This is a genomic window from uncultured Agrobacterium sp. (assembly GCF_913777885.1).
GTDB lineage: Bacteria > Pseudomonadota > Alphaproteobacteria > Rhizobiales > Rhizobiaceae > Agrobacterium.
The window spans coordinates 1-25587 of record NZ_CAJYTV010000017.1; the positions used below are offsets into that span (position 1 = coordinate 1).

The 25587-nt window shown below is 58.1% G+C and carries 25 protein-coding genes; 18 read left to right on the forward strand and 7 right to left on the reverse strand.

Annotated features, from left to right (window positions below; genetic code table 11):
• The first annotated feature begins 302 nt into the window (after positions 1–302).
• From QZ869_RS15235 to QZ869_RS15250, 4 genes are all read left to right on the forward strand, one after another.
• A complete protein-coding gene (locus QZ869_RS15235) occupies positions 303–1253 on the forward strand; it encodes an ornithine cyclodeaminase family protein (RefSeq protein WP_296014012.1) in 951 nt (316 codons plus the stop codon).
• 4 nt (positions 1254–1257) lie between these two features.
• Entirely contained in the window at positions 1258–3744 is a 2487-nt protein-coding gene (hrpB, locus tag QZ869_RS15240; protein WP_296105751.1) for an ATP-dependent helicase HrpB, read from the forward strand.
• Positions 3745–3762: 18 nt separating this feature from the next.
• Positions 3763–5070, forward strand: coding sequence for an ActS/PrrB/RegB family redox-sensitive histidine kinase (locus tag QZ869_RS15245; protein WP_296105753.1), 1308 nt, complete (start codon positions 3763–3765; stop codon positions 5068–5070).
• Between the two features lie 102 nt (positions 5071–5172).
• Positions 5173–5757 carry an ActR/PrrA/RegA family redox response regulator transcription factor gene (locus tag QZ869_RS15250; RefSeq protein ID WP_296014007.1) on the forward strand — a complete coding sequence of 195 codons (585 nt, stop codon included), beginning with the start codon at positions 5173–5175 and terminating at the stop codon, positions 5755–5757.
• Positions 5758–5772: 15 nt separating this feature from the next.
• Here QZ869_RS15250 and QZ869_RS15255 read toward each other — a convergent pair whose 3' ends face one another.
• The gene (locus tag QZ869_RS15255) at positions 5773–6258 is read right to left on the reverse strand and encodes an MmcB family DNA repair protein (RefSeq protein WP_296105755.1); all 486 of its coding nucleotides are present in this window, start codon (positions 6256–6258) and stop codon (positions 5773–5775) included.
• A gap of 183 nt (positions 6259–6441) precedes the next feature.
• Here QZ869_RS15255 and QZ869_RS15260 point away from each other — a divergent pair, with 183 nt between their 5' ends.
• Complete coding sequence (locus QZ869_RS15260; protein ID WP_296105758.1) at positions 6442–7128, forward strand: L,D-transpeptidase; 687 nt, start codon at positions 6442–6444, stop codon at positions 7126–7128.
• 117 nt (positions 7129–7245) lie between these two features.
• Here QZ869_RS15260 and QZ869_RS15265 read toward each other — a convergent pair whose 3' ends face one another.
• The 4 genes from QZ869_RS15265 to hslV all read right to left on the reverse strand — a co-directional run bounded on the left by QZ869_RS15265 (position 7246) and on the right by hslV (position 12570).
• The gene (locus QZ869_RS15265; protein ID WP_296105760.1) at positions 7246–9414 is read right to left on the reverse strand and encodes a malate synthase G; all 2169 of its coding nucleotides are present in this window, start codon (positions 9412–9414) and stop codon (positions 7246–7248) included.
• Positions 9415–9532: 118 nt separating this feature from the next.
• Positions 9533–10486, reverse strand: coding sequence for a DUF1402 family protein (locus QZ869_RS15270; protein WP_296105762.1), 954 nt, complete (start codon positions 10484–10486; stop codon positions 9533–9535).
• A gap of 173 nt (positions 10487–10659) precedes the next feature.
• Positions 10660–11967, reverse strand: coding sequence for an ATP-dependent protease ATPase subunit HslU (gene hslU, locus QZ869_RS15275; protein ID WP_296035047.1), 1308 nt, complete (start codon positions 11965–11967; stop codon positions 10660–10662).
• A gap of 78 nt (positions 11968–12045) precedes the next feature.
• Positions 12046–12570 carry an ATP-dependent protease subunit HslV gene (hslV, locus tag QZ869_RS15280; RefSeq protein ID WP_296081050.1) on the reverse strand — a complete coding sequence of 175 codons (525 nt, stop codon included), beginning with the start codon at positions 12568–12570 and terminating at the stop codon, positions 12046–12048.
• A 213-nt stretch (positions 12571–12783) separates the two neighbouring features.
• On the opposite strand from hslV, the gene hisB reads away from it, so the two are divergent.
• Genes hisB through coaA form a run of 7 tightly spaced genes read left to right on the forward strand, consistent with a single transcriptional unit; the run spans position 12784 to position 17431 of the window.
• Positions 12784–13380, forward strand: a complete 597-nt coding sequence (hisB, locus tag QZ869_RS15285) for an imidazoleglycerol-phosphate dehydratase HisB (RefSeq protein WP_296105764.1) — start codon at positions 12784–12786, stop codon at positions 13378–13380.
• Positions 13381–13439: 59 nt separating this feature from the next.
• Positions 13440–13928, forward strand: a complete 489-nt coding sequence (locus tag QZ869_RS15290) for a DUF2628 domain-containing protein (RefSeq protein WP_296105765.1) — start codon at positions 13440–13442, stop codon at positions 13926–13928.
• Between the two features lies 1 nt (position 13929).
• A complete protein-coding gene (gene hisH, locus QZ869_RS15295; protein WP_296075119.1) occupies positions 13930–14580 on the forward strand; it encodes an imidazole glycerol phosphate synthase subunit HisH in 651 nt (216 codons plus the stop codon).
• 1 nt (position 14581) lies between these two features.
• Positions 14582–15316 carry a 1-(5-phosphoribosyl)-5-[(5-phosphoribosylamino)methylideneamino]imidazole-4-carboxamide isomerase gene (gene hisA, locus QZ869_RS15300; RefSeq protein ID WP_296035039.1) on the forward strand — a complete coding sequence of 245 codons (735 nt, stop codon included), beginning with the start codon at positions 14582–14584 and terminating at the stop codon, positions 15314–15316.
• Complete coding sequence (gene hisF / locus QZ869_RS15305; RefSeq protein WP_296035037.1) at positions 15313–16089, forward strand: imidazole glycerol phosphate synthase subunit HisF; 777 nt, start codon at positions 15313–15315, stop codon at positions 16087–16089. Before hisA ends, hisF begins: the two co-directional genes overlap by 4 nt.
• Positions 16090–16109: 20 nt before the next feature.
• A complete protein-coding gene (locus QZ869_RS15310; RefSeq protein ID WP_062444624.1) occupies positions 16110–16433 on the forward strand; it encodes a phosphoribosyl-ATP diphosphatase in 324 nt (107 codons plus the stop codon).
• Positions 16434–16438: 5 nt separating this feature from the next.
• The gene (coaA, locus tag QZ869_RS15315; RefSeq protein WP_200944046.1) at positions 16439–17431 is read left to right on the forward strand and encodes a type I pantothenate kinase; all 993 of its coding nucleotides are present in this window, start codon (positions 16439–16441) and stop codon (positions 17429–17431) included.
• A gap of 22 nt (positions 17432–17453) precedes the next feature.
• On the opposite strand, the gene arfB is transcribed toward coaA, so the two are convergent.
• Positions 17454–17888 (reverse strand): alternative ribosome rescue aminoacyl-tRNA hydrolase ArfB, encoded by a 435-nt coding sequence (gene arfB, locus QZ869_RS15320; protein ID WP_296016068.1) that lies wholly within the window; start codon positions 17886–17888, stop codon positions 17454–17456.
• Between the two features lie 140 nt (positions 17889–18028).
• Complete coding sequence (locus QZ869_RS15325) at positions 18029–19639, reverse strand: phosphoenolpyruvate carboxykinase (RefSeq protein ID WP_296075114.1); 1611 nt, start codon at positions 19637–19639, stop codon at positions 18029–18031.
• Positions 19640–19977: 338 nt separating this feature from the next.
• Here QZ869_RS15325 and chvI point away from each other — a divergent pair, with 338 nt between their 5' ends.
• From chvI to ahcY, 6 genes are all read left to right on the forward strand, one after another.
• Positions 19978–20703 carry a two-component system response regulator ChvI gene (gene chvI, locus QZ869_RS15330; RefSeq protein ID WP_296016191.1) on the forward strand — a complete coding sequence of 242 codons (726 nt, stop codon included), beginning with the start codon at positions 19978–19980 and terminating at the stop codon, positions 20701–20703.
• A 41-nt stretch (positions 20704–20744) separates the two neighbouring features.
• The gene (locus QZ869_RS15335) at positions 20745–22535 is read left to right on the forward strand and encodes a sensor histidine kinase (protein ID WP_296075116.1); all 1791 of its coding nucleotides are present in this window, start codon (positions 20745–20747) and stop codon (positions 22533–22535) included.
• Positions 22525–22989, forward strand: coding sequence for an HPr kinase/phosphorylase (locus QZ869_RS15340; protein ID WP_296098676.1), 465 nt, complete (start codon positions 22525–22527; stop codon positions 22987–22989). The genes QZ869_RS15335 and QZ869_RS15340 overlap by 11 nt, the downstream gene beginning before the upstream one ends.
• A 145-nt stretch (positions 22990–23134) precedes the next feature.
• Positions 23135–23536: a PTS sugar transporter subunit IIA gene (locus QZ869_RS15345; RefSeq protein ID WP_296016078.1), complete on the forward strand. Its 402-nt coding sequence runs from the start codon at positions 23135–23137 to the stop codon at positions 23534–23536.
• 12 nt (positions 23537–23548) lie between these two features.
• Entirely contained in the window at positions 23549–23824 is a 276-nt protein-coding gene (locus tag QZ869_RS15350; protein ID WP_296016080.1) for an HPr family phosphocarrier protein, read from the forward strand.
• A gap of 130 nt (positions 23825–23954) precedes the next feature.
• Complete coding sequence (ahcY, locus tag QZ869_RS15355) at positions 23955–25355, forward strand: adenosylhomocysteinase (protein WP_296105767.1); 1401 nt, start codon at positions 23955–23957, stop codon at positions 25353–25355.
• Positions 25356–25587 lie beyond the last annotated feature (232 nt).

The window sequence follows — 25587 nt, forward strand, 5'->3', positions numbered from 1 at the left end:
CAAGCATTAGCTCATCTTTTCCGATTTTCTCTAGAACAAAGGACTTCGTCGCCAGCAGCGCCGCCGCCCTCGTCAGTGAGCGGACTTATAAGAGAACACCCCCAAACAAGTCAACAGACGTTTTTCATAAATCTGTCGTTTTTCCGTAAGTGCACGTAATTAATGGCGTTTTTCGAGATATTTTGTTCGAGGGCATCCCAAACACCCTTGCAGGGCTTGTTTTGAATTCTGCAAATCACCTGTCTCTTTCCTGATCCGCTTGGCATGCTAAGTTCGAGGCATAAGAGACGAGGGAGAAGTCCATGCTGGTTCTGAATGAGGACGAAACGCGCAACGCTTTGGCGTGGCCGCAGCTGATCGATGCGATCGAAACCATGTTCCGTGGCGGCTGTGAGATGCCGGCGCGCCATCATCATGAGGTCACTGTCCCGGGTGAGCGTGATGCGACACTTCTCATGATGCCCGCATGGGTGCCTGGCTCCTATATGGGCGTGAAGATCCTTTCGGTCTTTCCGGATAACAGCACACGCACGCTTCCAGCGATCTTCGGGACCTATCTCCTTTCCTCTGGCAAGACCGGCGAGATGCTGGCTGCGGTCGAAGGTGGCGAGCTGACGGCACGGCGCACAGCCGCGACATCCGCTCTGGCAGCAAAGTACCTTGCGCGGCGCGATGCGTCATCCATGCTGATGGTCGGGACTGGCAGGCTGTCGCTCAACCTCATGCAGGCGCACGCGACGGTGCGACAGATATCTACGTTCCATGTATGGGGACGAAACGTCGCCTCCGCGGAGAAGGCAGCGGCTGAGGCACGCCAGATGGGCCTGAACGCCTTTGCATGCGCCGATCTAGAAGCTGGTGTGCGAAACGCCGATATTGTCTCCTGCGCTACACTTTCCAGCGAGCCATTGATCATGGGCGAGTGGCTGAAGCCCGGCGCGCATCTCGATCTCGTCGGCGCCTTCAAGCCGTCCATGCGCGAAAGCGACGATGAGACGATCCGGCGTGCGAGCGTATTTGTCGACACCTTCGATGGCGCGCTCAAGGAGGGCGGCGACATCGTGCAGCCCCTCGAAGCAGGTGTGCTCCAGCGACAGGACATCAAGGCAGAGCTTGCCGATCTCGTTTCGGGGCGTCACAAGGGCCGCGAGAACGATAACGAGATCACGCTTTTCAAATCGGTGGGTGCAGCACTTGAAGATCTGGCCGGTGCCATTCTCGCCTATGAGAGCGTGACGCTACGGACCAATTGATGTCATGACACCTATCATCAAAGCGGCACTGCAAAACGCAAGCACCCTTCCTGTCACGGAGGTGCTTGCGGAACTTGGAGATAAGTTGCACCGGGCCGGGAGGGCCATTCTTTGCGCACCGCCTGGAGCCGGCAAGACCACGCTGGTGCCGCTTTACCTTCTCGACCAGTCCTGGCTTAGCGACGGCAAGATCATCCTGCTTGAGCCACGACGGCTTGCAGCGCGGGCCGCGGCGAGCCGGATGGCCTCATTACTCAAGGAGGAAGTGGGCGAAACTGTCGGCTATCGCATGCGCCTCGACAACCGAGTTTCGGAAAGAACGAGGATCGAGGTGGTAACGGAAGGTGTTTTCGCGCGGATGGTGCTGGATGATCCAGAACTCAGCGGTATCTCTGCCGTCATCTTCGACGAGTTTCATGAACGTTCGCTCGATGGCGACTTCGGTCTGGCACTGGCTCTCGACGTACAAGCCGGACTGCGGGACGACCTGCGCATTCTCGTGATGTCCGCGACGCTGGATGCGGATCGGATCAGCGCGCTTCTCGATGATGCTCCGGTGGTCACCAGTCTCGGTCGCAGCTTTCCGGTCGATATTCGCTATGAAGACAGGACAGGACAGGAGCGGATCGAAGACAAGGCTGCGCGGGCCATCATCGACGCGCACGACGCGGAGGAAGGCTCGATCCTTGCCTTTCTTCCGGGGCAGGCGGAAATCAAGCGGACAGCCGAGAGGCTTGAGGGTCGCTTCGATCCACAAACGCAGGTAATTCCGCTTTACGGCAATCTCTCCCAGAAGGAGCAGGACGCAGCGATCAAGCCGACGGAAAAAGGCAAGCGCAAGATCGTGCTGGCAACCTCGATTGCCGAGACGTCGATCACCATCGATGGTGTGCGGATCGTGATCGATAGCGGGCTGCAACGGCTTCCGGTGTTCGAGCCTTCGACCGGCATGAGCCGGCTGGAAACGGTGAAGGTGTCGCGCGCCTCTGCCGAACAACGCGCGGGTCGTGCCGGGCGAACGGAGCCAGGCATCGCGATCCGCCTATGGCATGCGGGACAGACGGCAGCACTGCCAGCCTTCACGCCACCACAGATTTTGGCAAGCGATCTCTCCGGCTTCGCGCTCGATCTTGCCCATTGGGGTATCAGCGACCCTGCAAGCCTGATGTTTCTCGATCAGCCGCCATCGGCCACGTTGAAAGAAGCGAATGCGCTGCTGTTTGGCCTCGGCGCCCTCGATCAATCCGGTGCAATCATCGCACGCGGAAAGCTGATGCGCGACATGGCGTTGCCCCCTCGCCTCGCGGCGATGGTGATCGCAGCGGGTGAGCAAGGATGCGGCGAAGACGCATCGCTGCTTGCCGTTCTGCTCACAGAGCAGGGACTTGGCGGCAACGATATCGATCTCGAAGAGCGGCTTCGTCGATTCAAAGGCGAAAAGTCTGAGCGGGCAATGGCCGCCAAGGGGTTGGCAAGACGGCTCGCCTCTTCGCTTCCCGGCAAAAGGGCCACTGCAGCAACGACCTTAACGGCGGGGCAGCTTCTGTTGTATGCCTTTCCGGACCGCATCGCGTTTCAACGGGGCGCGCGCGGTCGCTATGTCATGGCCAATGGCCGGGGTGGAGAGCTGGAAGAGACGGAACGGCTGGCGGCGGAGAAGATGCTGGTGGTTGCCGATATTGTCGGCCGCGCCGCACGACCGAGAATTCTGGCCGCGGCGTCGATCGGCCTTAGAGACGTGGAGGCATTTCTACCCGAGGCAATCGTCAAGGAAGACCAGCTTTTCTTCGACAAGCCGAGCGGACAGGTGCGCGCCCGGCGCGTCTCGCGTATCGGCGCCATTATCCTGGACGAAACACCTCTTGCGCGTCCCACCGGCGAAAAGGCCGCGCAAGCGCTGGCAAATGGCATTCGTGAGCATGGTCTCGATATTGTGGCCTTTTCGAAGGAGGCGCAGCAGCTGCGCCATCGCCTGGGCTTCCTTTACCGCAGCGTTGGCGCGCCCTGGCCGGACATGAGCGACGCAGCACTGATCGACAGACTGGACGAATGGTTCGTGCCGTTCCAGCACGATGCCAAGGCAACCCATGACATCAGTGGCGGCAACATCATCGAAGGATTGCGCTCGCTAGTGCCGCATGAGGAACTGCGCCAGCTTGGCAAACTGCTGCCGACTCATTTCGAAGCGCCAACAGGCCAAAAGCATCCCATTCAATATGATGGTGAGGAGCCGACGCTGACCATCCGTGTACAAGAACTCTTTGGCTTGAAAGAGCACCCGACTGTAGCCGGGGGGAAATTGCCACTTCTCCTAGAATTGACCTCGCCAGCGCTCAGGCCGATACAGACCACGCGGGATCTGCCCGGCTTCTGGGCTGGCTCCTGGAAGGACGTGCGCGCAGACATGCGCGGGCGTTATCCACGCCACCCCTGGCCCGAAGATCCAGCATCCGCACAACCCACGCACCGCGCCAAGCCGCGCGGCACATGACATGACGAAGAGGGACCGATGGCAAAGCAGCCCGTAGAAACGACACGTTTCGGCCGTGCCAGCCGTCAAATACGCCTGCAGACCATCGTCTGGTTGCGGTGGCTTGCGGTTGCCGGACAGAGCGCCACGATCCTGCTCGTGGCATTGGTTCTTGGCTTCCCCCTGCCGCTTCTCACCTGCGCGCTCCTTATTGCCGCCCTTGCAACGGCCAATCTGTTTCTGTCCGCACGCTTTCCGGCGACCTACCGCCTCGAGCCGTGGGAGGCGACGCTGTTGCTGGCCTTCGACTTGCTGCAGTTGACGGCGCTGATCTACATTACCGGCGGTCTGTCGAACCCGTTTGCGCCGCTGATCTGCGTACAGGTCATCATCGCCTTTGCCTCCCAGCCGCTGAAACATTCTCTCGTGTTGCTGTTCTTCGCGCTTGTCTGCGCCACAGCGATCGCATTTTCGCCATTTCCCGTTCCCTGGTATCCGGGTGAGGAACTGCCGATCCAGCTTATCATCCATGTCGGCATCTGGTGTTCGATCGTGGCGATGATGTTGTTTGCCGCCTTCTATGCCTATCGCGTCTCCCATGAAGCCAACCAGCTTGCCGACGCGCTGGCCGCGACCGAGCTGGTTCTGGAACGAGAGAAACATCTGTCGCAACTCGATGGGCTCGCTGCCGCGGCGGCCCATGAGTTGGGAACACCGCTTGCGACGATCAGCGTTGTAGCCAAGGAAATGGAACGCGAACTGGGCAAGGACGAACGCTTTAGCGAGGATGTGGCTTTGCTGCGCAGCCAGAGCGAGCGATGCCGCGACATTCTACGCCGGCTGACATCGCTCTCCGCCGAGGGCGAAGAACATATTCGCCGGCTTCCGCTGTCGTCGCTGATCGAAGAGGTGATGGCGCCGCACCGGGAATTCGGGGTCAAACTGAAGCTGGTGGAAAAATCAGGGCGCGCCGGTGAGCCGATAGGCGCCCGCAATGCCGGGATTCTCTACGGGCTGGGAAACCTGCTGGAAAATGCGGTCGATTACGCCAAGGATATGGTCACTGTCACCGTGTCGCATGATCAGCATCAGGTGAAGGTGATGATCGAAGATGATGGCGATGGCTATTCGCCGGATATTCTCGCGCGGATCGGCGATCCTTATGTGACAAATCGGCAAAACGACACGACCGCAGGCGGACTTGGGCTTGGGCTTTTCATCGCCAAGACGCTGCTTGAACGCTCCGGTGCGGGGCTGACATTCGAAAACCGTGGACCAAATGCCGCAGGGGCGAGGGTCACCGTTATCTGGCCGCGATCGGTTATGGAGGATAGTAACAGTCGGTGATCTTGGAGTTTGTTAGGAAACTCTTACGCTTGTAGCGCATGAAGCGTATGATCGCCCAAGAGGCACCAACCAAAGATAATAAAACGACCGAAGGAAACGACCATGGTGGATGACGGACAGAACCAGCAGGCAGAGGCAGCAACAGCCGTGGATGCGATTGGTCCGGACAAATCGCTGCTGGTGGTTGATGATGACGGTCCGTTCCTGCGCCGTCTGGCGCGCGCGATGGAAGCCCGCGGCTTTGTGGTCGATACCGCCGAATCGGTCAGCGAAGGGATCGAGAAATCGAAAAGCGCGCCGCCGAAATATGCGGTGGTCGATCTGCGCTTGGGTGATGGCAATGGATTGGAAGTGATCGAGGCGATCCGCCAGCATCGCGACGACACCCAGATCGTCGTTCTCACAGGCTACGGGAATATTGCGACCGCCGTGACGGCGGTGAAACTCGGGGCACTGGACTATCTGGCGAAGCCCGCCGATGCCGACGATGTCTTCAACGCGCTGACCCAGCGCGAGGGCGACAAGATGGAGGTGCCGGAGAACCCTATGTCTGCCGACAGGGTTCGCTGGGAACATATTCAGCGCGTCTATGAAATGTGCGAGCGAAACGTCTCGGAGACGGCTAGGCGGCTGAACATGCATCGCCGTACACTGCAGCGCATTTTGGCCAAACGGGCGCCTAAATAGAATGACCGTAACGGATCAATCCGAATAGCTGGTGCCGGTAGACCATTCCGCCATCATCAGGCGTCGGGCTGCGGTTCTGGAAAAATCCAGCATCAGGGATTTGCGCGTGGCGGGAGCGAGCTTGTGCTCCGGCGCTTCGCGGATCATGTGGGCTCCGTAACCGTCGGAAAGAAACAGGCCGCACTCTTGCGGAAAGATATCCAGCGGCACCGCGGCATGGGTAGCAAAGAACAGCCGGTCACAATGCAGCCGGTAGTCCGGCCATTTGCGATCCACCTTGAAATCCTCGATCGAGGATTTGATCTCGATGATCCAGATTTCTCCTTTGACCGACAGACTGATCAGATCAGCCCGCCTGCCGCTGGAAAGTGCAAGTTCCGGCAACACGGAATGGCGCATCTCGTTCAGCAATATCTGCACGCCCCGGCGCACAAGCATGGCTTTTTCAGATTGGCGACCGTCGATTAACGGATTTTTATTTGTAAACGAAAGAATAGTCATCGATCGATTCTGGAAAGCGCTCCATGAAATTGTTGCAAAAAGACCATGAAGCAGCATTTTCGCACGAGCTGTAGTCTTGCTGCGGTGCGATGGCTTGCAAAGCCTAGAGTAATCGAAAATAACCCGATTATCCAATATCGCTCCATGCACCGCTTATATAAGCGATTTTTCCGCGAGAACACCATGCGCATTCGCACTTCAATGACTGCACTCGGCCTGTCGTCCATCCTTGCCTTGGCCGGTTGCGCGTCCACGACGATTGAAACCTCCTCTGCCCGCCCTGTCGCAGCGCCTGTTGTGGTTGAGACGGCACAGATCTTCGGTGACGAGGTTTACGGCGCGACCACGGACGCCGGTTACGCCCTCCCAGCCATTCCGATCAACCGCGTTGACAAGAAGTTTCATCGCCAGATCGTTAGCTATGAAACGGCGGAAAAGCCCGGAACGGTCATCGTCAATACCCGCGAGCGCTTCCTCTACTACATCCTGCCAGGCGGCAAGGCTGTGCGTTATGGCATCGGCGTCGGCAAGCAGGGCTTTGCCTGGGCAGGTGAAGCCTATGTGGCCTGGAAGCAGGAATGGCCGACATGGCATCCGCCAAAGGAAATGGCTGCACGTAAGCCTGAAGTGGCCAAGTATGTCGAAAACGGCATGGGTCCGGGCATCAGCAATCCGCTTGGTGCGCGCGCCATGTATCTCTTCAACGAACAAGGCCAGGATACGCTGTTCCGTATCCATGGTTCGCCTGAATGGGCGTCGATCGGCACCGCAGCTTCTTCCGGCTGCATTCGCATGATCAACCAGGACGTGATCGATCTCTACAGCCGCATCCGTCCGGGCCGCAGCTCCAAGGTTGTCGTTATCCAGTAATCTCTGGACATGCCTATGAAAAAAGCCGCCGTGGAATGTCCCGGCGGCTTTTTTCGTTTCAGGCCAAACGTTTCCCGTTTAGAGGAAGCGCCCACCAAAACCTGGTGGATGGGGCGCTCATGCGCTCCGCTTTGCCTTTAGCTCGATACGGCGCCGATGCAGGACTGGCTCGGTATAGCCGTTCGGCTGTGCCCTGCCCTTTAGCACCAGTTCGACCGCAGCCTGGAACGCGACCGAATGATCGAAGTTGCCGGCCATCGGCGTGTAGGCCGCATCGCCCGCATTCTGCTGATCGACAATGGCCGCCATGCGCTTCATGGTTTCAACGATCTGCTCCTCCGAAACGACGCCGTGGCGCAGCCAGTTTGCCATGTGCTGTGCCGAGATGCGCAGCGTCGCACGGTCTTCCATCAGGCCGATATTGTTGATGTCCGGCACCTTGGAGCAGCCGACCCCTTGATCCACCCAGCGCACGACATAACCCAGAATACCCTGGGCATTGTTGTCCAGTTCCCGCTGAATTTCCTCCGTCGTCCAGTTGGGGCGAACGGCGACAGGCACGGAGAGGATGTCGGCAAGCTTGGCGCGGCTGCGGCTCTTTAAACCTTCCTGCACATGCGCGACATCGACCTTGTGGTAATGGGTTGCGTGTAGCGTCGCCGCGGTTGGCGACGGCACCCAGGCGGTGTTGGCGCCGGCCTTGGGGTGCGCGATCTTCTGCTCCAGCATCGCGGCCATGAGATCGGGCATGGCCCACATGCCCTTGCCGATCTGCGCGTGACCGGACAGGCCGCATTCGAGACCGATATCGACGTTCCAGTTCTCATACGCGGCAATCCAGGCCGCCTGCTTCATGTCGCCCTTGCGGATCATCGGTCCAGCTTCCATCGAAGTATGGATTTCATCTCCAGTGCGATCGAGGAAGCCGGTATTGATGAAGACAACCCTATCCTTGGCAGCACGAATGCATTCCTTGAGGTTGACGGTGGTGCGGCGCTCCTCATCCATGATGCCCATTTTCATGGTGTTGGGCCGCATGCCGACCAGCTGTTCGACCCGGGTGAAGATATCGGCTGCGAAGGCAACCTCCTCCGGGCCGTGCATCTTGGGCTTGACCACATACATGGAGCCAGCGCGCGAGTTCTGGTGGCGGCCACTCGGGCCGACATCGTAAAGCGCAATCAGGCCTGTGATGACGGCATCCATCATACCTTCCGGAACCTCATTGCCATCACGATCCAGAATGGCCGGGTTCGTCATCAGGTGGCCGACGTTGCGCACGAGCATCAGCGATCGCCCGGGGAGAGTCAGCGCTGAACCATCCGGCGCTGTATAGTTGCGATCCGGGTTAAGGCGACGGGTGAACGTCTGGCCTCCCTTGGACACCTCTTCGGTAAGGTCGCCACGCATCAGGCCAAGCCAGTTGCGATAAACGATGAGCTTGTCCTCAGCATCGACGGCGGCGACGGAATCTTCGCAATCCATGATCGTGGTGAGCGCCGATTCCAGAATGACGTCGGAAATACCGGCGCGATCATCCTTGCCGATGGCCGTGGAGGGATCGATGACGATTTCGATATGGATGCCGTTGGTCTTCAACAGGATGACGGAGGGCTGCGACGCGTCGCCGTCGAAACCGGCAAACTGGGCCGGATCGGCAAGCGGTGTCGACTGGCCATCCAGAGCGACAGTGAGAGCACCATCGACGACGGTGAGGCCGCTGACATCTGCCCAGCTGCCGCTGGCAAGAGGAACGGAACCATCGAGGAAGGAACGGGCCCAGGCGATGACTTTTTCGCCACGGCGAGGATTGTAGCCCCTGCCCTTTTCGGCGCCGTCCTCTTCGGCAATTGCGTCCGTGCCGTAAAGCGCATCATAGAGCGAACCCCATCGCGCATTGGCGGCGTTCAAGGCATAACGTGCATTCATCACGGGTACGACAAGCTGCGGCCCGGCAAGCTCGGCGATTTCGGGATCGACATTCTGTGTGTCGACCTTAAAGGCTGCGCCTTCCGGCACAATGTAGCCAATCTCGCGCAGATAGGCTTCATAGTCGGCGAGATCGGACGGTGCGCCGTTCTGGCGGTACCAGTCGTCCAGCTTTTCCTGAAACGCATCGCGCTTTGCCAGCAGCGCTTTGTTCTTCGGCGCCAGATCGTGGACGATGGCAGAAAAGCCACTGAAGAAGTCATCGGCGTTCAGCCCGGTTTCAGGCAGAACTTCGTCCTTCAAAAACTGATAAAGTGTCTCGTCGAACGACAGTCCGTTATGCTCGATGCGGCTCACAACATATCTCCCTATGGTCATTGTCCATAGAGTGGAGGGTGAACCCGGCTCGCGTCAACCGTTTCGCAGCATCAAAGATTTTTTCCAAATTGGAAACAATTCGCCAAACCTGTTCCCCTCACAACAGCTTTTGCAGTTCCGGCAGCTTTTCATTGACCAGCCAACCGTAATAATTCTCTTCCGGCCATACCGTGCCGCCGCTCTGACGATTTTTCTGCGCCAGCGCTGCGGCGCGTTGTTGCGAGCCGCCGAGGTTGTACAGCGTCGATGTCAGCCCCGGGTTTCTGGAAATATCCATGTCGGCAATCGACTTGTAGTCATCGATCGATTTGCGGATCGCGGCAGCCATATAGGCGAGCGAGTGATCGGGATCCATGATGGCTGTGTAGACGGCAGCGGCATCGTTCTCATCCAGCTTCTCGTAGCCGGAGGTGCGAGCAACCGAATCGGAAAGCATGAGGGCCGTCAAAGGGTTGATCTGGCCGAGGCCAAACGTCTGTCCGGCATAGAAGGGCTGGAAGAACACCGCGCTAAAACGATTATCGGGATAGCTGACGCCATCGACCTTCTTGCCGCGGAAGCTCGCCTCCCAGACATCTTCACGACAGTTCCACAGGCTGTAGGAATCGCTTTTCGACTGACACTTGGAAAATTGCGAATGGGTCAGAAACTGTGCGATCGTTTCGTCCTTATAGCCGAAACGGAAGCTGTTTCCGGCGTATGAAGCCGCTTTCACATAGTAAGATTGCAGCCGGTCATAGGCATCGACGTTGTAGGTATGTTCGCCGACGATCGCGCCGACCATATGGATCGGATCGATACCGTAGCGGCTTGCCGTCGATTTGATCTTGGCGATCAGCTGCTTGTCACCGGACAGGAGCTCATAGACCTTCTGATACTTGCGCTCGTAAGTAGAGTTCGACCCCTTGGTGCGACGCGCGGAGGCACCCGGAACATTCGGCTGTTCCGCATTGCGGTTTCCCGGAGGCACGACGGTGGCAGCCTCCGCGTAGGAGGGAAGAACAGTGCCAATGGCCAGAAGAGCGGCCAATGCCAGAAGAGTTTTACGCACGAGCGGATGCCTTTTCTCTTGCCGGCTTTGGTGCCGGAGTAATCCAGAGGATCGACTTTCGACATTCATTAACGAAAAGCGATGCCACATGTCGAGAGAAGGCCGGTAAAATAAGAGTGCGGCAAGATTTGCCGCACTCCCTCTGATTTTTGAAACTTATTCTCGAGTCTGCCTTAAAGAATGTAGCGCGATAGATCTGTATCGGCGGCGATATCGCCCACATGCTCCTTCACATAGGCATCGTCGATCTTGACCGACGAGCCGCCGCGATCCGGTGCATTGAAGGAAATCTCGTCGAGAACACGTTCCATCACAGTTTGCAGACGGCGCGCACCGATGTTTTCGACCGACGAGTTGAGGTGGACCGCCACGTCCGCCAAGGCGTCGATTGCATCGTCGGAGAAGTCGAGATCGAGTTCTTCAGTCGCCATCAGCGCCTTGTACTGGCGGATCAGGCTGGCTTCGGTCTCGGTCAGGATACGGCGGAAGTCTTCCTTCGTCAGTGGCTTCAGTTCCACGCGGATCGGCAGGCGGCCCTGAAGTTCCGGCAACAGGTCCGAGGGCTTAGCCACATGGAAGGCGCCGGATGCGATGAAGAGGATATGGTCGGTTTTTACCGGCCCATACTTGGTCGAGACCGTCGTGCCTTCGACAAGCGGCAGGAGGTCGCGCTGCACACCTTCGCGGGAGACGCCGGCACCCATTCCGCCATCACGTGCTGCGATCTTGTCGATTTCATCGAGAAAGACGATACCGTCATTCTCCACCGATTTGACCGCTTCGCGTTGGATCTGCTCATTGTCCAGAAGCTTGTCGGACTCATCGCGGATGAGTTCCGCATAGGATTTCTCCACCGTGGTACGGACCTTCTTGGTACGACCGCCCATGGCCTTGCCGAACATTTCAGACAGGTTGAGCACGCCTATGTTGGCACCCGGCATGCCTGGGATCTCGAAGCCGGGCATGCCGGAGCCGGTATCGGCGACCTCAATATCAATTTCCTTCTTGTCCAGCTCTCCGTCACGCAGCTTCTTCCGGAAACTGTCACGGGTGGCAGGTGATGCGGTCTGGCCGACAAGCGCGTCGAGAACGCGCTCCTCGGCGCTGGCATGGGCCTTGGCCTGAACGTCGGCGCGCATCTTTTCGCGCACAAGACCGATGCCGATCTCGACCAGGTCGCGGATGATCTGCTCCACGTCGCGACCCACATAGCCGACTTCGGTGAATTTCGTCGCTTCGACCTTGATGAAGGGCGCGCCGGCGAGCTTCGCCAGACGACGGGAGATCTCCGTCTTGCCGACACCGGTCGGTCCGATCATCAGAATATTCTTTGGCATGACTTCGTCGCGCAGGCTCTCATCGAGCTGCTGGCGACGCCAACGGTTACGAAGGGCGATGGCGACGGCGCGCTTGGCATCGTGCTGGCCGATGATGTAGCGGTCGAGTTCCGAGACGATCTCCCGGGGAGAAAAAGTGGTCATGTCGATCCTTTCGGCTTCCTGTTGCGGCCAGCCGTGACGGCCCGGCCCGCAGGAACCATGGGTTGATGATGCGTCCGCTTACTCAGCGTCCAGCGTTTCGATGACGAGATTATGGTTCGTGTAGACGCAGATATCGGCGGCGATATCGAGGGCCTGACGAGCGACTTCTTCCGCAGACTTCTCCGAATCCATCAGGGCGCGGGCGGCGGCGAAGGCGTAGTTGCCGCCAGACCCGATGGCGATGGCGCCATGTTCAGGTTCCAGCACGTCACCATTGCCGGTGATGGCAAGCGTCACCGTCTTGTCGGCCACCAGCATCATGGCTTCGAGATTGCGCAGATATTTATCCGTGCGCCAGTCTTTTGCCAGTTCGACAGCTGCACGCATCAACTGGCCAGGATATTGCTCCAGCTTCTTTTCCAGCCGGTCGAGAAGGGTGAAGGCGTCAGCGGTGGCACCGGCAAAACCGGCGATCACTTCGCCCTTGCCGATGCGGCGCACCTTGCGGGCATTGCCCTTCATCACCGTCTGGCCGAGGCTAACCTGTCCGTCGCCTGCCATGACGACCTTGCCGCCCTTTCGAACTGTAATGATTGTTGTCATAAAGCACCTGTCTGCCCAGTCGGGCCTTGCATGTAGAGCACGCGAACCGCTGACAAGCGGCGGTCCTTTTCGCAATTTATGTAAGTCCCGTTTTGCCGATTGCAATCTTGCCTAATCGTAGCGCTCGGGCGATGCCGACAAGGCGATGGAATGACTGGATATTTGAGGTGCGGGCTGGTAAGGAACGGCGATATTGTCCAAGGAGCAGCCGCAATGGCAGAGCGCACAGCCGAGATTTCCCGCAAGACCAATGAGACCTCCGTCTCGGTCCGCGTGAATATCGATGGAACGGGTACGGCAAAAATTTCGACGGGCGTCGGTTTTTTCGACCATATGCTGGACCAGTTGAGCCGCCATTCGCTGATCGACATGAACATCGACGTGAAGGGCGATCTTCATATCGACGATCACCACACGGTCGAAGATACCGGCATTGCTATCGGCCAAGCGATCGCAAAGGCGCTTGGCGACCGTAAAGGCATCACCCGTTACGCGTCGCTCGATCTCGCCATGGACGAAACGATGACGAAGGCTGCCGTCGATATTTCCGGCCGACCTTTCCTTGCTTGGAACGTTGAGTTTTCCGCACCCAAGATCGGCACATTCGATACCGAACTAGTGCGCGAATTCTTCCAGGCGCTGGCGCAGAATGCCGGGATCACGCTGCATATTCTCAACCATTATGGTGCCAACAACCATCATATCGCCGAGACGTGCTTCAAGGCAGTGGCGCGGGTGTTGCGTAGCGCCACAGAAATCGATCCCAGGCAGGCGGGCCGCATTCCTTCGACAAAGGGCATGCTGGCCTGATCCGGTAAAACCGAAGAGCACCCGACAGGGCTCTGCTCCGAACGTCGTCAGGAACGCCAATGACATCTTATCTGGTTCTGGAAGCGCCGGGCGGACCCGACAGGGATCACCGCACCACCCGCTTCATCGCCGACAGATTTTCGTGGCTTGCGCTGTTGTTCCCCTGGGTCTGGTTCGCCATCCACCGCATGTGGTGGGTCGCCATATCCATTGTCGTCCTGCAGATCGCAGCAGGTCAGGTTGCACGCCTCGACGGCTTCGGCATCATCGGCACTCTCTTTGCCATCGCTGTTGGATTTGTAGCCGGATTCGAGGGCCGCAACATGGTTCAGCGCCATCTGATCGCCAAGGGATGGACACTGAAGGATGTGATCGTGGCGCACGATCTCTCCACGGCGGAAGAGATGTATTTTTCGAACCTGCCCGAACAGGACCAGACACCGACATTGGTGTCGCAGCCTGAGTGGAAGACCCGTGATCGGGTGGGCGGTTTCATGACGAACGATCCTGCGGGCTCGTTCCAATTCGATTTGAATGGAAGGCGCTGACATGCGTGTGGCAATTATCGATTATGGCTCCGGCAATCTCCGTTCCGCGACCAAGGCTTTCGAGCGAGCGGCGCGGGAAGCCGGTATCGATGCAACGATCGATCTGACCGACAAGCCAGACCATGTTGCCTCCGCAGACCGCATCGTGCTGCCGGGCGTGGGCGCCTATGCCGATTGCCGCGCTGGCCTCAGCGCGGTGACAGGCATGCATGAAGCACTGATCGATGTGGTGGAAAAGAAGGGTCATCCCTTCCTCGGCATCTGCGTAGGTATGCAGCTCATGTCGTCGCGCGGTCTGGAAAAGACGGTAAGCGAAGGGCTTGGCTGGATCGAAGGCGATGTCGTGGAGATGACGCCGTCGGACCCCGCGCTGAAAATCCCGCAGATCGGCTGGAATACGCTGGAGCTGCACCGCCCTCACCCGCTCTTCGATGGCATCAAGACCGGACCCGATGGGCTGCACGCCTATTTCGTCCACTCCTACCATCTGGCGGCGAAGAACCGGGATGACGTCATCGCCACCACCAGCTACGGCGGCGCAATGACGGCATTCGTGGGTCGCGACAATATGGCCGGCGCTCAGTTCCACCCGGAAAAGAGCCAGACGCTCGGTCTCGCCCTCATTTCGAATTTTCTGCGCTGGAAGCCCTGACATGATCCTTTTTCCCGCAATCGACCTCAAGGATGGCCAGTGCGTTCGCCTTAAACTTGGCGATATGGACCAGGCAACCGTCTACAACACCGATCCCGGCGCTCAGGCCAAGGCCTTCGAGGACCAGGGCTTCGAATGGCTGCACGTGGTGGATCTGAACGGCGCCTTTGCCGGACAGACCGTCAATGGCGAGGCCGTCGATGCGATTTTAAAGTCCACAACGAACCCGGTGCAACTGGGTGGCGGTATTCGCACCTTGGAGCATATCGAGGCTTGGCTGAGCCGCGGTCTTGCTCGCGTCATCCTCGGCACCGTTGCGGTGCGCGATCCGGTTCTGGTGCTGGAGGCCTGCAAGCGCTTCCCCGGCCAAGTTGCCGTCGGCATCGATGCCAAGGGGGGCAAGGTTGCAGTTGAAGGCTGGGCGGAAGCCTCTGAGCTTGGTGTGATCGAGCTTGCCAAGCGCTTCGAAGGGGCAGGTGTCGCCGCGATCATCTACACCGATATTGACCGCGACGGCATTCTGGCCGGTATCAACTGGGCCTCGACGCTGGAGCTTGCCAATGCCGTATCGATCCCCGTGATCGCATCCGGCGGGCTTGCTTCGATGGACGATATCAAGCGTATGCTGGAGCCGGATGCCGCAAAGCTGGAAGGTGCGATCTCGGGACGAGCGCTTTATGACGGGCGTATCGATCCCACAGAGGCATTGGCGCTGATCAAGGGAGCACGGGCATGACTTTGAAAGCACGCATTATTCCCTGCCTTGATGTCAAAGACGGTCGCGTCGTCAAAGGCGTGAATTTCGTCGATCTGATCGATGCCGGTGATCCGGTTGAGGCGGCGAAAGCCTATGATGCGGCCGGTGCCGACGAGCTTTGCTTTCTCGACATCACCGCCTCTTCTGACAATCGCGAAACCATTTTCGATGTGGTCTCGCGTACAGCCGATCACTGCTTCATGCCGGTGACTGTGGGGGGCGGCGTTCGTGCCGTTTCCGATATTCGCAAGCTTCTGCTGTGCGGTGCCGACAAAGTGTCGATCAATTCGGCAGCCGTCAAAGACCCGGATTTCGTGGCAAAGGCGGCGGACAAGTTCGGCAATCAGTGCATCGTTGTCTCCATCGACGCCAAGAAGGTGTCGGCCAGCGACGAAGCCGATCGCTGGGAAATCTTTACCCATGGTGGACGCCAGCCGACGGGCATCGATGCGGTGGAATTTGCGGTGACGATGGTGGAGCGTGGTGCCGGCGAATTGCTGATCACCTCCATGGACCGCGACGGCACGAAGAGCGGCTATGACATCGCGCTGACCCGCACCATTGCCGATCAAGTCCGTGTTCCGGTGATCGCTTCCGGCGGTGTCGGAAATCTGGATGATCTGGTCGCGGGCGTGAAAGAAGGCCATGCGACAGCGGTTCTCGCAGCGTCGATCTTCCACTTCGGCACCTATACGATCGGGCAAGCCAAGGCCTATATGGCCGATCATGGCATTGCCATGCGTCTCGACTGATCTTTGAAAGGACAAGCAGCATGAGCGGGTTTTCCCTTTCCGATCTCGAGCGCATCGTTGCCGAACGCGCCAGCGCATCGCCTGATCAATCCTGGACGGCCAAACTTTTTGCCGCCGGGCAAGCCAAGGCCGCCAAGAAGCTCGGCGAAGAGGCGGTCGAAACGGTGATCGCGGCGATCTCGCAGGATCGCAAGAACCTGACGGACGAGGCAGCCGATCTGCTTTATCATCTTCTCGTGGTCCTCAAGATTGCCGATATCCCTCTCTCCGATGTCTTTGCGGAGTTGGAGAGACGGACAGGTCAATCCGGATTGCAGGAAAAGGCGTCAAGGCCTCAATCATGACGACGATGGCACGCAGGGGGGAGCAAGGCATGCCAACGACGCTCGATCATTTCAGGCCGGATGAATATTCGCCCTATCACTTCTTCAGTTCGGAAGAGTGGGCGAAGTTTCGCGCCGATACGCCCCTGACGCTGTCCGCCGACGAGGTGAAACGACTCCGATCGCTCGATGACCCGATCGATCTCGACGAGGTTCGGCGGATCTACCTGTCGCTCTCGCGACTGCTCTCATCCCATGTGGAAGCGTCGCAACTGCTGTTCGAGCAGCGCAACCGCTTCCTCAACATGGAACACGTCAACAAGACGCCCTTCGTCATCGGCATTGCGGGCTCTGTGGCGGTCGGAAAATCCACCACGGCGCGTATTCTAAAAGAGCTTCTGGCGCGCTGGCCTTCCAGCCCAAAGGTCGATCTGATCACCACGGACGGCTTTCTTTACCCGAACGAGGTGTTGCGGCGCGAAAATCTGATGGAGCGCAAAGGCTTTCCGGAAAGCTACGACATCGGCGCGCTTTTACGCTTCCTTTCCGCCATCAAGGCTGGCCAGCCGAACGTCCAGGCGCCGCGCTATTCACACCTCGTCTATGACGTGCTGCCCAGCGAATTCACCACTGTCGACCGACCGGACATTCTGATTTTCGAAGGCATCAACGTGCTGCAGGCGCGCAACCTGCCAGCCGGCGGGCGAATCGTGCCGATGGTGTCTGACTTCTTCGATTTCTCGATCTATATCGATGCGGACGAGACGATCATCCATAACTGGTACGTCAACCGTTTCATGAACCTGCGCAAGACGGCCTTCCGCGACCCGACTTCCTACTTCAATCGCTATGCCTCGATTTCGGAAACGGCGGCACTGGCGATCGCCGAGGGTCTCTGGGAAAACATCAACCTAAAAAACCTGCGCGAGAATATCGTGCCGACAAGGCCACGCGCCGACCTGATCCTGCGAAAAGGCCAGAACCATCTGATAGACATGGTGGCGTTGAGAAAGCTGTAACTCCAAGGGCGGAGTACGATGGCTAGTCCTGGCCCGGCTTGCCGCGCATCTTCTTGACGTCCGACCGGCCTGATTTCGCTTTCAGCCTGCGTTCGACGGAGCCCTTTGTCGGCTTGGTGGCTTTTCGTGGCGGCGGCGGCGGCTCGGCTGCCTTGAGGATCAGTTCTTTCAAACGCTCGCGCGCATCTTCCCGGTTCCGCTCTTGGGTGCGGAACTGGCTGGCCTCGATCATCAGCACACCTTCTTTCGAGACGCGCCGTCCACCGAGCTTGACGAGATTGGTCTTGATCCGGTCCGACAGCGCCGGCGAGGCCGTGATGTTGAAGAACAATTGCACGGCGGTAGAGACCTTGTTGACATTCTGTCCGCCCGGCCCACCCGCCAGCACGAATTGCTCCGTCAGTTCCCATCCGGCAATCGTTATTCTGCTGCTGATATAAAGGGGCGCGCTTGCCATATCATTCTCCGGCAGGCGTGATGGCACAGATGCGTAAAAATGAAAACCGCCGTCAGTCCTGCAAGAGCGATCTTATTGGAGCTTGAAACAAAAAACCCGGCGCGAGGCCGGGCTTCTTTTCTTGAAGATTGATCGAACGCCTATTCGGCAGCAGCCAGAAGACCAGGCGCAGCATCGCGCACCGTGCTGTCAACGTGGTCTTCGAACTTGGTGAAGTTCGTGACGAACATGTTGACCAACTTCTTTGCCTGAGCGTCGTAGGCAGCGCCATCGGCCCAGGTAGAACGTGGGTCGAGAATGCTGTTGTCGATGCCTGCGAGCGAGGTTGGCACAGCGAAGCCGAAATGCGCGTCCGTGCGGAACTGTGCGTTCTTCAGCTCGCCCGTCAGGGCGGCGGTCAGAAGGGCGCGTGTCGCCTTGATCGGCATGCGCTTGCCTATCCCATAGGCGCCACCGGTCCAGCCGGTATTGACCAGCCAGCAATCCACACCGTGCTGTGCGATGAGGTCACGCAGCAGGTTGCCGTACTCCGTCGGGTGACGCGGCATGAAGGGAGCGCCGAAGCAGGTCGAGAAGGTTGCTTCCGGCTCGGTCACGCCCTTTTCGGTACCGGCAACCTTGGCGGTGTAGCCGGAGAGGAAGTGGTACATGGCCTGTTCCGGCGTCAGACGCGCGATCGGCGGCAGCACGCCGAAGGCGTCGGCCGTCAGCATGATGATCGTCTTAGGATGACCGGCGAGGCCGGTCTTCGAGGCGTTGGGAATGAAGTGCAGCGGATAAGCGCTACGCGTATTTTCCGTCAGCGAATTGTCGTTGAAATCCGGAACGCGGTTTTCGTCGAGAACGACGTTTTCCAGAACCGTGCCGAAGCGACGCGTTGCAGCGTAGATTTCAGGCTCTGCTTCAGCAGAAAGCTTGATCGCCTTGGCGTAGCAGCCTCCTTCGAAATTGAAGATGCCATCTTCGCCCCAACCGTGCTCATCGTCACCGATGAGCGTGCGGGCCGGATCGGCAGACAGTGTGGTCTTTCCGGTGCCGGACAGGCCGAAGAATACAGCCGCATCGCCATCGGGGCCGACATTGGCCGAGCAGTGCATCGGCATCACGCCCTTGGCAGGCAGCAGGTAGTTGAGGACGGTGAAGACCGACTTCTTGTTTTCACCGGCATAGGACGTGCCGCCGATGAGCACGATGCCCTTGGTCAGGTCGCAGGCAATCACCGTTTCCGTGCGCACGCCATGGCGGGCCGGATCAGCCTTGAAGCTCGGCAAGTTGATGATGGTGAGCTTCTGCTTGAATGAGGCCAGCTTCTCGCGCGCCGGGCGGATCAGCAGGTTGCGAATGAAGAGGCCGTGCCAGGCAAGCTCGGTGATGACGCGGGTCGGCAGCGCATTCCCTTCATCGGCACCGCCAACGAGGTCCTGGACGTAGAGCGTCTTGCCGGCTGCATGCGCGAGCATATCCTTGTGCAGGATTTCGAAATGCTCAGGTGACAGTGGCTTGTTGTTATCCCACCAAATGGCGTTTTCGGTGTGGGCATCGCGCACCACGAATTTGTCTTTCGGCGAACGGCCGGTGTGTTGACCGGTCACGGCGCGCAAGGCGCCATCCACCGTCACATCCGCTTCGCCATTGCGGATCGATTCTTCGTACAGCTCACTTTCGATGAGGTTGTAATGCACGACCGCGGCTTCGCCCAGACCAAGTGCAGCCACACCGTTTTCTGGATTGTGTACTCCGAGTTCTTTCATGGCGCGTTCCCTTTTTCTGAATGCGAGCCGTTCAAATTTTCAGTGAAGCTACCCGCAAGAAAAACAATTGGCAAGACGCAACTCCGAAAATATCTAATAATTTCAATATATTAATCGATTTAAAAGATTTTATTCCTTTTTAAATCGGTTTAGTCCGCTCGCAAATCCCGACTCTTGACGCAGTCTAGAAAATCCTCCTGCAAAGCAGGGCTTTCTGAGGGCTTGGCCTTTGCCACAATTTGTTCCACCTTTATACTCATGAGACTTGTTCACGGCGCACAACCTAGGCTGGGTGAATGTCGGGAGCAAAGATTGCAATGACGATGGAGACCAACTTTATGCAGACGATTGCGCTTGTAGACGACGACCGGAATATCCTGACATCGGTGTCGATCGCGCTTGAAGCGGAAGGCTATAAGGTCGAAACGTACACCGATGGCGCTTCCGCCCTCGACGGGCTGATTGCACGCCCGCCGCAGCTGGCGATCTTCGATATCAAGATGCCGCGCATGGACGGTATGGAACTGTTGCGCCGCCTTCGGCAGAAGTCCGACCTTCCGGTGATCTTCCTCACATCCAAGGATGAGGAAATCGACGAGCTCTTCGGCCTCAAGATGGGCGCCGACGACTTCATCACAAAGCCTTTCTCGCAGCGTCTTCTGGTGGAACGGGTCAAGGCGATCCTTCGTCGCGCCAGCAGCCGCGAGGCGGCAGTACCGGGCGCAAGCCCGATGAAGACTGCGGCCGATCAGGCAGCCAGAACGTTGGAACGAGGACAGTTGGCCATGGACCAGGAGCGTCATACCTGCACCTGGAAGGGAGAGCCGGTGACGCTGACCGTGACCGAGTTCCTGATCCTGCATTCCCTGGCGCAACGCCCGGGCGTGGTCAAAAGCCGTGACGCGCTGATGGATGCCGCCTATGACGAGCAGGTCTATGTCGACGACCGAACCATCGACAGCCATATCAAGCGTCTGCGCAAGAAGTTCAAACTGGTCGACAACGATTTCGACATGATTGAAACGCTTTACGGCGTGGGCTATCGCTTCCGCGAAGCGGCCTAAAGCCGGACGATGATTCCGCGAAAGCGGGCTGAGGAACGCAATTGTTGAACAAGACGCAGGATAGCGCATCGGAAAGCTCCGATGCCGACGACCGTGAAAGCGGCCGGCGGCACCGGATTCATCCGCTGACGATCATCCGGCGTATCTTCGGCAATGCAGTCTTTTCCAGCCTGACGCGCCGCATTCTCTTTTTCAACGTCGCGGCGACCGTGGTTCTGGTCGGTGGCATTCTCTACCTCAATCAATTTCGCGAAGGGTTGATCGATGCCCGTGTCGAAAGCCTGCTGACGCAGGGCGAAATCATCGCCGGTGCGATTTCCGCTTCGGCCTCTGTCGATACCAACTCGATCACCATCAATCCGGAAAAGCTTCTCGAATTGCAGGCCGGACAGAGCATCACGCCGGTGCCAAATGACGAGGACTTGAGCTTTCCGATCAATCCCGAGCGTGTTGCCCCGGTTTTGCGTCGGCTGATCTCGCCAACCCGTACCCGCGCACGCCTTTTCGATGCGGATGCGAACCTGCTTCTCGATTCGCGCCATCTTTATTCGCGTGGCCAGGTGCTACGCTACGACCTGCCGCCAGTGACGCCTGAAACGCAGACATGGGGTGAATGGTTTGCAAGCCTTTTCAATCGCATGCTGCAGCCCAGCAGTCTGCCGCTTTATAAGGAAACACCAGGCGGCGACGGTTCAATCTATCCGGAAGTGATGAATGCACTGACAGGCGTTCGCGGCGCTGTGGTGCGCGTCACCGAAAAGGGCGAGTTGATCGTCTCGGTGGCGGTTCCGGTGCAGCGCTTCCGCGCCGTGCTTGGCGTTCTGCTTCTGTCCACCCAGGCGGGTGATATCGACAAGATCGTTCATGCCGAGCGACTGGCGATCATGCGCGTCTTTGGCATCGCGACATTGGTGAACATCGTTCTGTCGCTCCTTCTCTCCTCTACCATTGCGACACCGCTTCGCCGTCTTTCGGCTGCCGCAATCCGCGTGCGTCGCGGCGCCAAAGCGCGCGAGGAGATCCCCGATTTCTCTGCCCGTCAGGATGAAATCGGCAACCTTTCTATTGCGCTTCGCGAGATGACCAATGCGCTGTACGACCGGATTGACGCGATCGAGAGTTTTGCCGCCGATGTCAGCCATGAATTGAAGAACCCGCTGACATCGCTCCGCAGCGCGGTCGAAACACTTCCCCGTGCCAAGACGGACGAATCCAAGCAGCGCCTGACAGAAATCATCTTCCACGACGTTAGACGTCTGGACCGCTTGATCAGCGACATCTCAGACGCATCGCGTCTTGATGCGGAACTGGCGCGCGCCGACTCCTCGCCCGTCGATCTCGAAGTGCTGCTGAACGGCCTTGTGGAAATCTCGCGACAGATCTCCAGCAAGAAGAAGGCCGTCACCATCGACTACGTGGTCGACCACAAGCCGGGCGTGAAGACGAGCTACGTCGTCAATGGCCACGATCTTCGCCTCGGCCAGATCGTCACCAACCTGATAGAAAACGCTCGCTCTTTCGTCTCTCAGGATGGCGGGCGCATCTTCGTCCATCTGTTGCGGCACAAGGATCGCTGCCTCGTTCGCGTCGAAGACAATGGTCCCGGTATTCAGGCAGAAGACATCGACCGCATTTTCGAGCGCTTCTATACCGACCGTCCAGCAAGCGAGGGTTTTGGTCAGAATTCGGGTTTGGGTCTTTCGATCAGCCGGCAGATTGCCGAAGCCCATGGCGGCACGCTGAAGGCGGAAAACATCATCGACAAATATGGTGTAATCTCCGGCGCTCGCTTCACGCTATCGCTGCCCGCAGCACACACAAATGAACGCTGACCGCATCAATTACCATGCAACAGCCATCATGATCGATGGAACCGGGCTGCTTTTCGTCGGCCCTTCCGGCAGCGGCAAGAGCGAACTTGCTTTCAGCTTCATGACCGAGGCAAAACGGTGTGGCCTCGCCACAGCGCTCGTCGCAGACGACCAGCTTTGGCTCTCTTCGAAAGACGACCGTGTGGTGGTCGCGCGTCCGGAGAGTATTGCAGGACTTCTGGAACTTCGCGGCAGCGGAATTATCGAACTCGCCAGCATCCCGTCGGCAACGATGGACTGTGCGATAACGACCGTTCTGCACCCGGATAGTCCTCGCCTGCCACCGGAGAATGAGTGGCTGGATCTGCCAACCGGCAACAGGCTACCACTCTTCCGGATTCCGATTTCCAGCATCATGCCCTATGGAAAATTTGCTGCACTTGCTCAAAATCTGTTCAAAGCAAAGGGAAAGTGAACGAGAATCCCTCATTTGGGGGCTTGCGCTTCCCATTTTCCTCATCAAGATGTGGTCCCACCGATGGACAGGTTTGCGGCATTGCGATACGGCGGCACACCAAACGTAAGTCCAGGTGGCAAGTGCGTGTGTAAGGGAGCATTTCATGATCGGACTAGTGCTTGTCACTCATGGCAAGCTGGCTGAGGAATTTCGTCACGCGGTAGAGCATGTGGTCGGTCCTCAGAAGTTGATCGAGACCGTGTGCATTGGTCCCGAAGACGACATGGATCAGCGACGGCAGGATATTATCGATGCCGTAGCGCGCGCCAATGACGGCAACGGCGTCATTATCCTCACAGACATGTTCGGCGGAACGCCTTCAAACCTCGCCATCTCGGTAATGAGCAGCGGAAGCGTGGAGGTCATCGCGGGTGTCAATCTGCCTATGTTGATCAAGCTCGCCGGTGTGCGCAGCGAAGACAATATGGACAAGGCCTTGCAGGAAGCCTCGGACGCCGGTCGCAAATATATCAACGTCGCCAGCCGCGTTCTCAGCGGCAAGTAAAGAAGAGCGCCTATGTCCTCACTTTCGCGGGAATTGCTGATCGTCAATAAGCGCGGCCTCCATGCCCGCGCCTCCGCGAAGTTCGTGCAGATGGTGGAAGGCTTCGATGCCGCCATTACCGTCTCCAAGGATGGCATGACGGTGGGCGGCACCTCCATCATGGGTCTCATGATGCTGGCCGCAAGCCCTGGCTGTACGGTGCTGGTAGAAGCGAGTGGCAATCAGGCAGAACAGGCGCTCGCGGCACTCGAGGCGCTGGTTGCCGATCGATTCGGCGAAGAACTTTGATAACCATCATATAAAGACATAAAGACTTCTTTATATCATTATTGCCAGATGAGCCTTTGCCTGTTAGAAACGCAGCCTGAATTGCAAGGCAGCGGCACGGTTCCCTGCCAATTTTGAGCAGGAGATCTTTATGAGCGCTGACAAGGACTACATCGTCGCCGATATCAACCTTGCCGACTACGGCCGCAAGGAACTGGACATCGCCGAAACCGAAATGCCAGGCCTGATGGCTTGCCGCAGCGAATTTGGCCAGAGCAAGCCGCTCAAGGGCGCTCGCATCTCCGGCTCGCTGCACATGACGATCCAGACCGCCGTCCTGATCGAAACTCTGAAGGAACTGGGCGCCGATATTCGTTGGGCATCCTGCAACATCTTCTCGACGCAGGACCACGCGGCCGCTGCGATCGCGGCTGCCGGCATTCCGGTCTTTGCCGTAAAGGGTGAAAGCCTGACCGAATATTGGGAATATACCGACAAGATTTTCCAGTGGACCGACGGCGGCGTCTCCAACATGATCCTGGATGATGGCGGCGACGCCACCATGTACATCCTGCTCGGTGCACGCGCCGAAGCTGGCGAAGACGTTCTGTCGAACCCAGGCTCGGAAGAAGAAGAAATTCTTGTCGCACAGATCAAGAAGCGTCTTCAGGCTTCGCCTGGCTGGTTCACCAAGCAGCGCGACGCAATCAAGGGCGTGACCGAAGAAACCACGACAGGCGTTCATCGTCTCTATGACCTCAGCAAGAAGGGTCTCCTCCCCTTCCCGGCAATTAACGTCAATGACAGCGTCACCAAGTCGAAGTTCGATAACAAGTATGGCTGCAAGGAATCGCTGGTTGACGGCATCCGTCGCGCAACCGACGTCATGATGGCCGGTAAGGTTGCTGTCGTCTGCGGTTACGGCGATGTCGGCAAGGGTTCGGCTGCTTCGCTTCAGGGCGCCGGCGCCCGCGTCAAGGTCACCGAAATCGACCCGATCTGCGCGCTTCAGGCTGCCATGGACGGTTTTGAAGTCGTTCGTCTGGAAGACGTCGTTTCTTCCGCCGACATTTTCATTACCACCACCGGCAACAAGGACGTCATCCGCATCGAGCATATGCGCGAGATGAAGGACATGGCGATCGTCGGCAATATCGGTCACTTCGATAACGAAATTCAGGTCGCTTCGCTGAAGAACCTGAAGTGGACCAATATCAAGCCGCAGGTCGACATGATCGAGTTCGCCAAGGGCAACCGCATGATCCTTCTGTCGGAAGGCCGCCTGCTGAACCTCGGTAATGCCACCGGTCACCCCTCCTTCGTCATGTCGGCCTCCTTTACCAACCAGGTGCTCGGTCAAATTGAACTCTTCACCAAGCAGGGCGAGTACAAGAACGACGTATACGTGCTGCCGAAGCACCTCGACGAGAAGGTCGCGCGCCTCCACCTCGAAAAGCTTGGCGTGAAGCTGACCGAACTTTCCGACACGCAGGCAGATTATATCGGCGTGTCCAAGACGGGTCCGTTCAAGGCAGAACACTACAGATATTGATTTCATAGTTAATATCCACATCAAATACACCACATCTAGGTATCGCGGACTTGACAAAGTCCGCGATTTCTTTTTTGGCCCCGCCCTTCCCGGAAATTTGCTGAGGCGGTATTGTCTCAAGACTTGATTCGTGTGGGCGGATGCCCATGCGAAAATGGGATGTCTTGTCGAAGATGCGGCACATAGGACGGAGACAGACCGGGGATGTCGGTGAGAAAAGCAAACTCGCTTC